Genomic DNA, 14,638 nt, shown 5'->3' on the forward strand with positions numbered 1-14,638 from the left:
GGAGTACATAAATGCGTAAACAAACTTTACTTTCCGTAGCTATTTCAACAGCACTTAGCACAACAAATCTTTATGCTGCAGACTTACCTCAAAACCATAAAATTACAGACGGCAATGCAAAAATTAATACCTTAAATAAGGCAATGACCATTACTCAAGAATCACCTAGAGTGAGTATTGAGTGGGAAAGTTTTGATATTGGAAAACAAAATAGTGTTGAATTTAAGCAGCCTGATTCAACCGCTATTGCTTATAATCGTGTTATGGGCGGAAATGCAAGTCAAATACAAGGTAAATTGCAAGCAAATGGGCGAGTGTTTCTCGCTAACCCTAACGGAGTTATTATAACCAAAGGTGCTGAAATCAATGTGGGTAGCTTACTTGCAACAACTAAAGATCTTGAAAAAATTAGTAATAGTAATAATTTCAATTTTACTCCACGTAAAAATCATAAAACTGCCGAAGGAAAAATTATTAATGAGGGTAAAATTGTTGCAAATGGAGAAAATGCATTTGTTGTTTTAGTTGGAAATGAAGTAGAAAATAAAGGCACTATTGACGCAAAATACTTTAAACAGGAGAAAAAGGTTAAGGAACGCGTTTGTAATGGATGGAGTATATATGATTGCTATGAGGGTAATCCTCGAGGATTTAAGTGGATTGAGTATGAAAGTACTAAAACTATTGAAAGCCCAGGACAAGTTATTTTAGGAGCGGGTGGTGAATTTACCTTAGAATTAGATACAACATCCATTAGTGTAAATGTTGACGACAATACAGTAAACAGCATTGTAAAAAATTCAGGCTTGATTATTACTAAAGATGGTTATATTGAGCTAACTGCTAAGGGAAAAAATGAATTAATCAATAATCTGGTGAATAATGATGGTTTATTACAGGCTGATAATATTGCAATGTCCAATTCTGGAAAAATAACCTTATTTTCTGACGATATTCAATTTGGCAAAAATAGTAATATTCAAGCCGAAAATTTAGAAATAAAAGCAGGTAAAAATGAAATTAACTTAAATGCTGAAAAAGGTGCAAAACTCACTGTAAAAGAAGAAATTAAATTTGCACCTAAGGGGTATTTTGATAGATCTGTCAATAAAGTTAATCTTAGTGGTGATTTAATTCGAGAGGATGAGAATTATTACGATGATGGTTCTAAGAAATTAAAAACAAAGGTCAATCTAGATCTTGCTGATAATCTCGATATTGGTAATCAGAAAGTCGGAGAAAACTCTTTTATTAGTAGCAATCTATTAGGATCATTACTTGGTATATCAGGTGAAGTGAATCTAACTGCACATAATTTTGATATTTCAGGTGATATAAATATAGACTCATATAAAGATACTGATTCAGTTTTATTATTAAATACACAATTAAATTATACTAATCCTAGCTATATTCGTTTTAATAAAGCAAATATAGATACTAAAAATGGGCGTTTATTTATTGCAACAGATCTAATGGATAAAAATTTTGCGGATAAAGGCATTTCAGATATTCAGATTATAGATAGTAAATTTAATTTCAATAATGGCGCTATTGTATTGGGCAGAAATGGTTTAAGAAGAAATTTAGAAGATTCTAGAACTTGTATTAATCTTGCCTATTGTTTAGAAGATACTCAAAGATCGCCTTTTAGCGTAAATATTAGTAATTTGCAGCTTGATAAAGTTGATGATTTTGTCATTGTTGGTGGCTTTAATAATGTTGATATTGATCGTCTTACTCATATAGGAAGAGGTAATTTCTATATTTATGGGGGATATTCCTATAATAAAGAAAAACCAAGCTATGACTATGCGATTTTCAATACCAAAGATAGGGCGTTGCGTACAGAACGAAATCATACTCAAAGACGATGGAAATTCAATAATAATTTACGTCAATGGATTAATAATGAGTTCCTATATGCATTTGATTGGTGGACTGCCACAAATAATAGTTATGACAAAATTAAACAAGAAGTTATTAAAACACCTAAAAGTCATTTAGAAACGACAATTAATATTCGTAATAGTAATATAAAAACGCATGATGGTTTTATTAATCTTATGGCAAAAAATATTAATTTAACCGATAGTCAATTTAATGTTACGTTTGACCGAAATATGTCTTTTGAATCTGATTACGATCGTATCCATAAAATTGGGTTAAGTGCAGATAAAACGATTTTAGATCACACGTCATTAAATATTCAGGGGGCTGAAAAACTGAATGTTTCACCAAGTTCAAAAATGAAAGCGGCAACAATGTATGTCGTTGGTGATTTAGAAGGGCGAAATAAAAGTTCAATTAACCTGAAAAGCCATCAAGGTTATACGTTGATGACAGATAAAAATGCAACATTACGCGGTGAAAAATCAAAAAATGATTTAACTATTACCTTGTTAAATACTGGTCCTAAACCTTCACCTGAAATTGGTATTACAGGTTCTGCGGATAATGATGCAAATGCAGCTAACTTTGCTTTAGCCCTTGGCGATGCTACAAAGACTACAATTGAGAATGCCACGGTTATTGCACTAGCTCCAAATGGTGCTAAAGCCTATTACAGCCATAAAGATATGCCTATCGTGCTAAAAAATACTGATTTTACATTTTATGAGCAACCGAGAGGAACAAACTACGGTGATGATGAGCTAGCCGGAGAAGGAAATATCAAAAGACTTAATGAGCGTCAATTAAATACGATATTAGATAAACTTAACGGACTCAAGCCAACTTATCTATCTCGCGAACAGAGTAATTTAGTTGAAAATAATAAGTTCGGAGTTAAATCTCTACAATCTGAAACACTAGAAGATGAGAAGAGCGTTGTTGTCTCTATTTGTGATGAAAACAATAAATGTGAAGATCGAATTATTGGCAATAAACATACCGATGCTAAAGTTTCGGTAGGTGAAATTCGTTAGACTAAATCGAGAAGACACAGGTATTGGTTTGTTGAATACATAAAAAAATCCACGCATTTGCGTGGATTTTTTATCAGAGAGCAAATTATTCTACTCTTAAAATACGGCAAGTATTTGTGCCACCTTCTTTTAACTCATCACCATGAGTTAATAGCACTAAATCACCAGACATTAAATAGCCTTGTGCTTTTAATAAAGATAATGCTTTTTTCGCACCTTCAATAGTACGGCTGTCATGTTCATAATGAACTGGCGTAACACCACGGTATAATGCACAACGATTTAACGCTTGTTCGTTACGAGAAAGTGCATAGATCGGTAAACCAGAGCTAATACGACTCATTAATTTTGCGGTTTCACCTGAATGGGTTAATGCAATGATTGCAGAAACACCTTCAAGGTGGTTTGCGGTGTACATTGCTGACATCGCCGTTGCTTCATCAATGCTTGCAAATTTAGCTTCCATACGGTGACGTGAAACATTGATGCTTGGCATTGTTTCTGCACCTAAGCAGACTTCTGCCATTGATTTTACCGTTTCAACTGGATAATCACCGTTTGCCGTTTCACCTGAAAGCATTACCGCATCAGTACCATCTAATACTGCGTTTGCTACGTCCATCACTTCCGCACGGGTTGGCATAGGCTTTTTGATCATTGATTCCATCATTTGTGTTGCGGTAATTACAACACGGTTCAATTTGCGTGAACGACGGATAAGTTTTTTCTGAACACCTACTAACGCAGCATCACCGATTTCCACACCTAAGTCACCACGAGCCACCATAATAACGTCTGCACCTAAAATGATGTCGTTCATTGCTTCTTCAGTTGCAACGGTTTCAGCACGCTCTACTTTAGCGACAATTTTAGTGTCTAATCCCGCTTCTTTTGCTAATTGACGAGCATAGTTTAAATCTGCACTTGATTGTGGGAAAGATACCGCTAGGTAATCCACGCCAATTTTCGCTGCAAGTTTAATATCTTCTTTATCTTTGTCCGTTAATGCTGGAGCAGATAAACCGCCACCTAATTTGTTGATACCTTTGTTGTTTGATAATGGACCGCCCACGATAACTTCAGTAAATACTTTAGCACCGTCAATAGAAAGCACTTTTAATTGAACGTTACCATCATCTAATAAAAGAATATCGCCTGGAACGACATCGTTTGGTAGGTTTTTATAGTCTAAACCAACCGCTTCTTGATGACCTTCGCCTTTTGGTAATTCTGCATCTAAGGTAAATTTATCACCGATGTTTAAGAAAATTTTGCCTTCTTTGAAGGTTGAAACACGGATTTTAGGGCCTTGTAAGTCACCTAAAATCGCAACGTGTTTGCCTAAACGTTTTGCAATTTCACGCACTTTTTCTGCACGAGCGATATGATCTTCAGGCACACCGTGAGAAAAGTTCATACGAACCATATTTGCACCAGCAGCAATGATTTTTTCTAACGTATTGCCACGATCTGTAGCTGGACCCATTGTACAAACGATTTTAGTTCTTCTGAGTTTACGAGACATTATTCAATTACTCCATTGTTTAAATTGTGAAAAATAGAAATCTTTTATCTGTTGCTTGCAACAACAAAAAACGCCGTGCATTATACGCCTAAAAGCGTTCTGTTTAAACCACGAAGAGGATAAACCGATGAATATTTGGATAATGCGACACGGCGAAGCAGGTTTCAGTGCCCCAACTGATGCACAGAGAAACTTAACTGAACAGGGTAAATTGATGGCATATCAACAAGGGCAATGGCTTGCAAAAAGGCTTGAAAATCAACAAATTAAATTAGATAAAGTGATTATTAGCCCCTACCTTCGCACGCAGCAAACGGCACAAGCCGTAGAACAAGGTATGCAAGCGGTCAACACTATGCAAAGTTTTGCAAATCTTGCGGAAACATGGGAAGAGATTACCCCTGACGGAAATCCCGACACAGTGATTGATTATCTTGCATTCCTACGAGAAGAGGGAGCAAAGCATGTGCTGATTATCTCTCACTTGCCCCTTGTCTTTGACTTAGTCTATCAACTAACACAGCAGAGAGTACATTTTTCTCCTGCGGTTATAGCAGAAATATCCAAGGTTGAAGGAAAAAGCCATCTGTCCGTTATTGTTCCTAGAAATTCACAATAAACCCTAAAATGTGATCTTAGTCACAAAATACAGTTAACGGTATCTAAACTAGGAAATTTTCTTATTCTATTTAGGGGATTCTCTCAAGGAGCAATGAAATAATTTTCTTAAAATTTAAATATCTTTTTAAAAATATCAGAGGAAATTATGTTTTCATTTTTAGCTGAAGTTAGACGCCCAGTCTTAGATCTACCCCTAGAAGAAAGACGGAAAATGTGGTTCAAACCTTTTATGCAATCTTATTTAGTTGTATTTATCGGTTATATGGCAATGTACTTGATTCGTAAGAATTTCAACATCGCACAAAATGATATGATCGAAACTTACGGTTTAACTAAAACAGATTTAGGACTTATTGGCTTAGGTTTTTCAATTACTTATGGTATTGGGAAAACAGTAGTCTCTTATTATGCTGATGGTAAAAATACAAAACAATTTGTACCATTTATGCTTATTCTTTCAGCCATCTGTATGCTTGGCTTTAGTGCTAGTATGGGAGGAGGGAGCATTGCACTGTTCTTAATGATTTCATTCTATGCACTTAGTGGCTTTTTCCAAAGTACAGGGGGATCATCTAGCTACTCCACAATTACTAAATGGACGCCTAGAAAGAAACGAGGAACATTTTTGGGTTTCTGGAATTTATCACACAATGTAGGTGGTGCGGCAGCTGCTGGAGTTGCGTTATTCGGAGCTAATGTCTTCTTTAATGGACATGTCATTGGAATGTTTGTATTTCCATCAATTATTGCATTAATTATTGGATTTATAGGATTACGCTATGGTTCTGATTCTCCTGAGGCATATGGTTTAGGTAAAGCGGAAGAATTATTTGGGGAGGAAATTAGTGAGGAAGATCGTAATACTGAAGAAAATCAACTGACCAAATGGCAGATATTTGTTCAATATGTATTAAGAAATAAAGTTATTTGGCTACTATGCTTTGCTAACATTTTTCTATATATTGTTCGTATTGGTATTGATCAGTGGTCCCCAGTATATGCCTATCAAGAATTAGGATTTTCAAAAGATGCTGCTATTTCCGGTTTTGCTCTATTTGAAGTCGGGGCATTAGTGGGTACATTCTTATGGGGATATTTATCTGATTTAGCAAATGGTCGTCGTGCCTTAACCGCTTGTATTGCCCTAGGTCTGATTGTTTTTACTCTTGAGTTCTATCAGTTTGCAACTAATGAATTTATGTATTTAACGGCATTGTTTGCTTTAGGCTTTTTAGTATTTGGCCCTCAATTACTGATTGGCGTGGCTGCTGTTGGGTTTGTCCCTAAAAAAGCAATTGCTGTTGCTGATGGTGTAAAAGGTACCTTTGCTTACTTAATTGGAGATAGTTTTGCAAAACTAGGATTAGGAATGATTGCTGACGGTACTCCAATTTTTGGTCTAACTGGATGGAGTGGTACTTTTGCAGCACTTCATGCATCAGCAATTACTTGTATTGGATTGTTAGCCTTCGTTGCAATCGCAGAAGAGAAAAAAATTCGTAAAAGATAGAATATGCTAAGTAACAAGAATACGGTGGACTTTTCCACCGTATTTTTTATAGAAATACGCTATTATTAATTGGAAGGATTTTATGATTCATGTTGTTCTTATTGATGATCATGTCATTGTACGCTCTGGTTTTTCTCAACTCCTTTCTTTAGAGAGTGACGTTACTGTTATTGGAGAATTTTCTTCTGCTAAAGAAGCTCGTCAACATTTACCTTATTTAAAACCTCATGTATGTATTATTGATATTTCAATGCCAGATGAAAGTGGCTTAGATTTATTAAAAGATATACCGTCAGGTATCCACTGTATTATGCTAAGTGTAAATGACTCAGATTTAATTATAAAAAAAGCGTTAGAATTAGGAGCAAAAGGGTATTTAAGCAAACGATGTAATCCTGATGAGTTAATTCAAGCGGTGAAAACAGTATACTCAGGAGGTGTATATCTAATGCAATAAATAAACTCAATGTCAAAAATAATGTTGAATTAGCGAATTTATTAAATTCACAACTAAAATGATATTTACTATATTATACTCTTGGTTTTTGATAACTTGTTCTTATTTCTGCTTATGGATAATCTCAGATTATTTACTTTCAGATATTGTTTTGGCCTGTCTATTTTTGCCGTTTGCCTTACGTAGTGGTATTATATTGCATATTCAACCTAAATTCTGGCCTATTGTATATTGTTCTGAAATTAGTATATTGATTTTATTAAACTATTTATTTCCAGAAATATATCAATATTCTATTTTTATTTTAAGTATATGTAGTATCCCAATTATTTACTTATCATATTTATACTATAGTGGAAATCAATGGAAAAAATTATCAATTCAACTTAGCACTATAGTTTCAATTAGTATGATCAATGCTGTAGCCATTTCCTCATCAGAATTTTACTTCACATTTCTTGTAAGTTTTACTGGTGGGGTATTGATTGTTCCTGCTTGCTATTTAATCAATGAGTTTTTATTTAAGACTGAATGGCTTCCTCTTACTTCTTCTCTAATAAAGAAGCCGGTAACTTTAAGAATAAAGCACATTTTTATTTATATTTTACTATTTGTTTTAAATATCTATATTCAAATGAAATTGCCAGATACCTTCTATAGGTTTGCTTTATTCTACCTTGCAATCCCTATTATATTATTAGCTTTTCAGTATGGTTGGCAAGGTGCATTTTTAGGAGTCCTTCTTAATAGTATAGCACTTATTGGTACTACACATAGTTTTTCTAATCTCACTATAGCTGATTTATTACTATCTATTTCAACCCAAACTATCACAGGAATATTTCTAGGGCTTGCGATTCAAGATCAGCGTAACTTGAACCAAAGTTTATCAATAGAATTAAATAAAAATAGATTACTAACTCGGCAGCTGATTAATACTGAAGAAACTATTCGTCAAGAAATCTCTAGAGAATTACACGATGAGGTCGGGCAAAATATTACAGCCATTAGAACTCAAGCAAACATTTTAAAAAGGATTGCACCTAATTATGAAAAAATATCAACCACAATAGAGCAATTATCTCTTAATATTTATGATACAACAAAAGTACTACTAAATCGAATTCGACCTCGTCTACTTGATGATTTAGATTTACCCCAAGCTATTGAGAATCTATTTATTGAACTAAATTTTCAAGATAATCAAATTGATACTGAATTAATATGGAAAAATGATCAAAATTTAAAATTAGAACATATTCTTGAAATTACTATATATAGATTATGTCAAGAAAGTTTGAATAATATTATAAAATATGCTAAAGCAAATAAGGTAAAAATAGAAATTGAAATAAAAAATAATATACATATTATTATTACAGATAACGGGGTTGGATTTGATACATATCAGATATTAACAGGATTTGGAATTCGTGGAATGCAAGAGAGAGTGAATATTTTATGTGGTACATTTGAAATAACGATTGGGGAAATATCTATTTAACTGAAAAATATCACTATGATCTTGTTTCTGCTAATAGCGCACTTTCACTCTTTGAAGTAGGAGGATTTATAGGATCTCTAGTTGCTGGTTGGGGATCAGATAAATTATTCGCTAGCAATCGTGGTCCAATGGCATTGTTATTTGCTATTGGTATTTTTTTCTCCATTATTGCAATGTGGCTTATGCCAAAAGAAAATTTCATATTACAAGCAGGAATTTTCTTTTCAGTAGGTTTTTTCGTATTTGGTCCTCAAATGCTTATTGGTATGGCAGCTGCTGAATGTTCCCATAAAAAAACTCCAGCTTCAGCAACAGGATTTGTGGGATTATTTGCATATTTAGGTGCTGCTATAGCTGGTTATCCTTTAGCATTAGTGATGGAATCACACCACTGGTCCGGATTTTTTGTCGTGATTGCTTGTGCAGCCTCTGGCATCGCATTATTGCTATTGCCTTTCCTTAAAGCACAAAATTGACAAATTACCTATGAGTAAATAAAGCAATTAGTATTTTGGGATAAAGCCGAATAGAACACCGACTCATTCAGTGATTTGGTTAAAGATACGGATAATAAAAAGTGGCTTAGCGCCACTTTTTATTAGAATAATTTTCTAGAGGTATTAAAGATTTCTTCTTTAAACGGACGACGCATATTAGTGATTGCATCAATAATATCGTGGTGAACTAATTTTTCATTTTGAATACCCACACAACGACCACCGTAGCCTTGCATCAAGAGTTCTACTGCATAAACGCCCATACGAGAAGCTAAAATACGGTCAAATGCACAAGGCGCACCACCACGTTGGGTATGGCCTAACACAGCAGCACGGGTTTCGTGGCCAAAGCGTTCTTCAATCTCTCTCGCTAATTGGTGTACATCTGTCATTAATTCTGTAATCGCAATAATTGCGTGACGTTTTCCTTTATTGAAACCATCTTCGATGTTGCGTATTAGTGACTCTTTATCAAAACCTTTTTCTGGAATGATAATGTATTCACAACCGCCTGCTAATGCCGCACTTAAGGTTAAATCACCACAGTGGCGCCCCATAATTTCAACGATAGAAATGCGTTGGTGAGAAGTTGAAGTATCACGCAAGCGGTCAATTGCTTCTAATGCGGTTTCAAGTGCTGTTTGGAAACCGATAGTGTAATCCGTGCCTGCAACGTCATTATCAATAGTGCCAGGTAGACCGATACACGCAATGCCGTGTTCTTCGGTCAATAGTTTTGCCCCCATATAAGAGCCGTCACCGCCGATAACTACTAACGCATCAATTTCATATTTTTTCAAGGTTTCTACACATTTTGCACGCACTTCTGGATTTTTAAATTCAGGGAAACGTGCAGAACCTAAGAATGTACCACCACGGTTGATCACCTCAGACACTGAACGGCGTTCAAGTTTGATAACACGGTCGTGATATAAACCGTAATAACCGTCTTGAATACCATATACTTCTAAACCTTCACTTAAACCCGCACGCACAACACCACGGATCGCTGCATTCATACCAGGAGCATCACCGCCACTGGTTAATACTGCAATTTTTTTTACCATATCAATACCTATAAATTTAATTTTAAAAAATAAATCAAAAAACTTGCAAAGATTACCCTATAACGCCCTTTCGTTCTAGCAGAAAATCGGGAAATTTACGATTTTTTGATCTAAGTTGAGATTAATTTTCTAAAATGTCGAGAGCAAAATCTAATGCGGTAAAAAAGCGGTCAAGATCCGCTTGCACATTGTAATGAGCAAGAGATATTCTCAAGGTGCCATTTTGTGCTAAATAACGTAAGTAGGGTTTGGCACAATGTTCGCCACTACGCAATGCGATCTGTTGCTCGGCTAAAATCGCCGCAATATCTGCGTGATGTTGATGATGAAAGACAAAGCTAATCGTTGGGCTTAAACTTCCTTCCGCTAAAATGCGTATATTTGGATAAGCTGCTAACCGTTGGCGAGCCTCTTTAGCAAGCTGATAAAGCGGTGAGTTTAAGGCTGAAAAATCCCATTTTTCCAACCACTCCAGCACCTCACCAAAAGCGATAATTCCTGCGATATTTGGTGTACCTGCTTCTAAACGATAAGGCAATGTTGCCATCGTGAGCTTTTGCTCAGTAATCTCTTGTAACATTTTTCCGCCAAATAAAAGAGGGCGGAGTTGCTCAAGGCTACTCAATTTCCCTGTTAATACGCCAACCCCAGTTGGTCCGTACATCTTATGTGCAGAGAACGCATAGAAATCGGCATCAAGTGCTTGTACATCAATTTGTTCACAACAGACCGCTTGTGCAACATCAAGCACAATTTTGGCTGAACATTGCTGACGAATAAGCGGTATCAATTGCTCTGCAGGCTGCCTAACCCCTGTTACATTTGACACCAAATTAAACGCAACGATTTTAGTGCGTTCTGATAAGGCTGTTTGTAGCATTTCAGGGGCAATCTGGTAGTTGCTATTAAGTGGCAGCACAATCAACCTCGCTTGTTTACGCTCAGCAAGTTGTTGCCACGGAATAAAATTAGCGTGATGTTCTGCCACAGAAATCACAATTTCATCACCAGCTTCAATACTGTCAGCTAAACCATTTGCGACTAAATTAAGTGAATGGGTTGTGCCACTTGTCCAGATAACCGCATCTCGTGTTGCAACATTGAAACGTTTTGCCACTAAATCCCTTGCTAATTCATAACGTTGCGTTTGAGGAAAATCATATTGACTACGGTGAACCGAACCAGATGAACGATAAAAATTGAGCGTTGCGTCTATCAACACTTTCGGTTTGAGTGTTGTTGCGGCAGTGTCTAAATATACCGCATCGGGACTATCTTGAAAAAAAGGGAAATGGGAACGAAAAGTATGATTAATCATTGTCGCTGAGCCTTTCTATAAAGTTTATTACAAGGGATACCATCATTATTGCCGTCTAGCTCTCGCCAACGGCATTGTTTAAAGTAGCGTTTCGCCGTGTCATAATCGGGAAGATCGTTACAACTTTTCCTCACATTACAATCTATAGTGGCAAGCGGTGCCTTAGGCGAAAAACCTTGCCAAAATGAATGTTCATCTGACCGCTTACTTGCACGCCAGTCCGCAGGATTGATCGGATTTTTATCTTGCCATAAACCTATTCTTTGCTGTTGAGCAAGTTGTTGAGCTTGCAGATACACAGGTTGTGTTTGGCGATACGCCCACGCCATTCCTCGTTGCACCTGAATTAAGTTAAGATTTTCACCCCTCTGATCATAAACCACTGCCAACAGCCGTTGATATTTATCATACCCCGTAATCTCAAGTTCAACCTCTTTTTTAAATGCCAGTTGAGTTAACGATTGCTTCGCCTTATTACCAAAAGGCTGGGCAAATTCTGGGGCATCAATATATTGCAGGCGTACTTTAAGTTGTGTCCGATTGTGCAAGCAGGTTAAAGTATCGCCATCATAAATACCTACAACTATGCATATTTTCTGTGCTATATGTTTAGCAACAATCGGTTCATTTGAAAAAAATAGAGAAAGTAATATTGCTAATTTATGGAAGTAAATAGTTTTTTTCATATTTTAAGTAATATTTAAATAGAAGGCTATTTGCCATTTATAAAATGATATAGATAATAGAAACTATGTATTTAACCCAGCATGCTAATAAAAAATAAAGTAATGCTGATTAGGAAAACGATTTTCTAATATAGTAAATACATGCTATTCTAGGTCAATTGTAGTTGTTACATTCAAAATTCAGACTAATGAAACCAATTTTCTTAGAGCTTCGTCATTTACGAACTATTATTGCTTTAAAAGAAAGCGGCAGTGTTTCAGCTGCCGCCAAATGTATTCATTTAACACAATCAGCATTATCTCATCAAATTAAATTGTTAGAAAATCAATATGATCTAACTCTATTTGAACGTAAAACTCAGCCAATCCATTTTACTCCAGCTGGAGAACGTTTAGTACAGCTCGCTTATGAAATTTTACCTAAAATAATAGAAGCTGAATCAGATATAACCCGAATTAAACAAGGAGAAGTTGGAGAATTACGGATTGCTGTTGAATGCCACACTTGTTTTGATTGGTTAATGCCAGCAATGGATATTTTTAGACAAAATTGGGGGGGAATAGAATTAGATATTGTGTCTGGTTTTCATACTGATACTGTTGGTCTATTGCTTGCTCACCGAGCAGACTGGGCTGTTGTATCAGAAATAGAAGAGTCCATTGGTATTATTTATAAACCTTTGTTTTCTTATGAAATGGTTGCTATTTGTGCCAAAGATCACCCTTTGGCTCAAAAAGAAATTTGGGAAGCTGAAGATTTTCGTCACGAAACACTAATTCATTATCCTGTTCCCGACAATATGTTAGATTTATTGAAAAAAATCTTACAACCAGTAGGAATAAACCCAACAAGACGCACTAGTGAATTAACTATCGCAATCATTCAGCTTGTTGCCAGTAAAAGAGGTATTGCAGCCTTACCTTATTGGGCTGTAAAACCATATTTAGAAAAAGGCTATGTTGTTGCAAGAAAAATCACTTCTAATGGCTTATATAGCAATTTATACGCAGCAATCAGGGAAACAGATCTAGATAAAGTTTACATTGAAGAGTTTCACAATATAGTGAAATCGCAAAGCTTTGCCACATTATTAGATCTATTTTCTTTAGATTAGAAATATTATTTATGAGTACACCAATTTCCCATTTAGATATTTTAAGCTAAATGGGATCTGTAATAATTACTTATCTGCTACTGATACTTTCAGCTTTTGCCGTTAAGTTTTCTGCACCCGTCGCTCTCATCACAATGTTATCTTCCGTCCGAATACCGCCGTAGCGTTTAAATTCGTCGATTTTCTGCCAGTTAAAGAAAGGTGCAAGCGGGTGGTTTTTCCATTGATTTAGCAACATCTCAATAAAATAGAACCCAGGTTCAATGGTAAGCACCATACCTTCGGCTAAATCACGAGTGCAACGCAAACTTGGATAAATCTCAGGCGGAGCTTTGCGTGTGCCACGGTGATTTTGTTGGAAACCTGCAACATCGTGGACTTGCAAACCAAGCTGATGCCCTAAACCGTGTGGGAAGAAAGTACGGCTAATACCCTCTTCAAAAATTTGATCGGCAGGTAATTTCACAAACTCAAACTGGTGAAGCATTTGCGAGATCCAACCGTGCATTTGGGTATGGTAACTTAGATAATTCATCCCCACTTGCATATCAGCAATCGTATCCAGTTTAAACTGCTCCATTTGAGCAATCATTGCTGCAAATTCACTTTGTGGATCAAAGGCATAAGTTCGAGTAAGATCGGAGGCATAACCAAGATAGCTTGTGCCAGCATCAAGTAAAAAACTGTGGCGTTCGCAAGGTGGCGTGAAATCCAATTTCGTGTAATGTAAAATCGCACTATGCTGATTGATCGCAACAATATTGCCGTAAGGCACATTGTTATCCGATTGCTTGGTCGCTTGAAGATAGGCTAAATTAATTTCAAACTCACTTTTACCAGCAAAGAAAGCCTCTTTTGCCGCTTGGTGTCCAGCTAAAGCAGTGAGTTGAGCTTGATAAATGCACTCAATTTCAAATTCGCTTTTGATCGAACGCTCAAAATGCAGTACATTTAGCACTTTCTGTGGATTGATATGCTCAAAACCTAGTGATTTTGCCAACTCCGTTTGTTCACCTATAAAGGCACAATGGGTCGGATTAAGGATATATTGTCGAATTTGTTGGCTATCCGTGAGCATTTGCCATTCAAACTCATCAGCAAAAAATGCCGATGTCGGCGGATTTGGCGTACAATGCCAATAATCTTGCGGTGCATAAAAATAGAGTTTCGGTTTATTTTTACCGTCTAAAAAAAGCCAACTTTGTTCTGCGGTGGGATCAGGGAAAATATAATTAAAATGCGGATTGATTTTAAATGGCGATGTTTGGTCGTCTAAAAAATGATATTTTGCCTGCCCTGCATAAATCCAAAGCCCGTCAAGACGAGCCAGCTCTAAGGCGTGCTGTACGATTTGTTGAATACGTGCGATGTGTTGAGAGAAAAGCTGTTGCATATATATCCTGTAATTTTT

General features: G+C 36.1%; 11 protein-coding genes and 1 pseudogene. 7 read left to right on the forward strand and 5 right to left on the reverse strand.

Annotated elements, in window-relative coordinates; all coding sequences use genetic code 11:
* The first annotated feature begins 11 nt into the window (after window positions 1-11).
* A complete protein-coding gene (locus J1G47_RS10020; protein ID WP_207326614.1) occupies window positions 12-2,927 on the forward strand; it encodes a two-partner secretion domain-containing protein in 2,916 nt (971 codons plus the stop codon).
* 85 nt (window positions 2,928-3,012) lie between these two features.
* Here the strand turns inward: J1G47_RS10020 and pyk are convergent, their stop codons facing one another.
* Window positions 3,013-4,452, reverse strand: a complete 1,440-nt coding sequence (pyk, locus tag J1G47_RS10025) for a pyruvate kinase (protein WP_021110436.1) — start codon at window positions 4,450-4,452, stop codon at window positions 3,013-3,015.
* Window positions 4,453-4,579: 127 nt separating this feature from the next.
* Here pyk and sixA point away from each other — a divergent pair, with 127 nt between their 5' ends.
* The 5 genes and pseudogenes from sixA to J1G47_RS12155 all read left to right on the forward strand — a co-directional run.
* Window positions 4,580-5,071 carry a phosphohistidine phosphatase SixA gene (gene sixA, locus J1G47_RS10030; RefSeq protein WP_015940104.1) on the forward strand — a complete coding sequence of 164 codons (492 nt, stop codon included), beginning with the start codon at window positions 4,580-4,582 and terminating at the stop codon, window positions 5,069-5,071.
* Window positions 5,072-5,218: 147 nt separating this feature from the next.
* The gene (gene uhpT / locus J1G47_RS10035) at window positions 5,219-6,583 is read left to right on the forward strand and encodes a hexose-6-phosphate:phosphate antiporter (protein ID WP_015940105.1); all 1,365 of its coding nucleotides are present in this window, start codon (window positions 5,219-5,221) and stop codon (window positions 6,581-6,583) included.
* A gap of 82 nt (window positions 6,584-6,665) precedes the next feature.
* Window positions 6,666-7,040 (forward strand): response regulator, encoded by a 375-nt coding sequence (locus J1G47_RS10040; protein WP_010786023.1) that lies wholly within the window; start codon window positions 6,666-6,668, stop codon window positions 7,038-7,040.
* Window positions 7,041-7,098: 58 nt separating this feature from the next.
* Window positions 7,099-8,544 (forward strand): signal transduction histidine-protein kinase/phosphatase UhpB, encoded by a 1,446-nt coding sequence (gene uhpB / locus J1G47_RS10045; RefSeq protein ID WP_159179825.1) that lies wholly within the window; start codon window positions 7,099-7,101, stop codon window positions 8,542-8,544.
* Window positions 8,520-9,020 (forward strand): annotated as a pseudogene (locus J1G47_RS12155) (MFS transporter); the annotation flags it as partial. The gene uhpB and the pseudogene J1G47_RS12155, both read left to right, overlap by 25 nt.
* Window positions 9,021-9,142: 122 nt before the next feature.
* Here J1G47_RS12155 and pfkA read toward each other — a convergent pair.
* The 3 genes from pfkA to J1G47_RS10065 all read right to left on the reverse strand — a co-directional run bounded on the left by pfkA (window position 9,143) and on the right by J1G47_RS10065 (window position 12,112).
* A complete protein-coding gene (pfkA, locus tag J1G47_RS10055; RefSeq protein WP_010786020.1) occupies window positions 9,143-10,108 on the reverse strand; it encodes a 6-phosphofructokinase in 966 nt (321 codons plus the stop codon).
* A gap of 121 nt (window positions 10,109-10,229) precedes the next feature.
* Window positions 10,230-11,426, reverse strand: coding sequence for an aminotransferase class V-fold PLP-dependent enzyme (locus J1G47_RS10060; RefSeq protein WP_207326615.1), 1,197 nt, complete (start codon window positions 11,424-11,426; stop codon window positions 10,230-10,232).
* The gene (locus tag J1G47_RS10065) at window positions 11,423-12,112 is read right to left on the reverse strand and encodes a thermonuclease family protein (protein ID WP_207326616.1); all 690 of its coding nucleotides are present in this window, start codon (window positions 12,110-12,112) and stop codon (window positions 11,423-11,425) included. The genes J1G47_RS10060 and J1G47_RS10065 overlap by 4 nt, the downstream gene beginning before the upstream one ends.
* A 188-nt stretch (window positions 12,113-12,300) precedes the next feature.
* Between J1G47_RS10065 and J1G47_RS10070 the strand changes: the two genes are divergently transcribed.
* Window positions 12,301-13,227 carry a LysR family transcriptional regulator gene (locus J1G47_RS10070; RefSeq protein ID WP_160416529.1) on the forward strand — a complete coding sequence of 309 codons (927 nt, stop codon included), beginning with the start codon at window positions 12,301-12,303 and terminating at the stop codon, window positions 13,225-13,227.
* A 70-nt stretch (window positions 13,228-13,297) separates the two neighbouring features.
* Here the strand turns inward: J1G47_RS10070 and pepQ are convergent, their stop codons facing one another.
* On the reverse strand, window positions 13,298-14,620 hold the full coding sequence (pepQ, locus tag J1G47_RS10075) for a Xaa-Pro dipeptidase (RefSeq protein ID WP_207326617.1): 1,323 nt from the start codon (window positions 14,618-14,620) through the stop codon (window positions 13,298-13,300).
* Between the last annotated feature and the right edge of the window lie 18 nt (window positions 14,621-14,638).

Source organism: Glaesserella parasuis, assembly GCF_017352235.1.
In the GTDB taxonomy this organism is placed as follows: Bacteria; Pseudomonadota; Gammaproteobacteria; order Enterobacterales; family Pasteurellaceae; genus Glaesserella; species Glaesserella parasuis.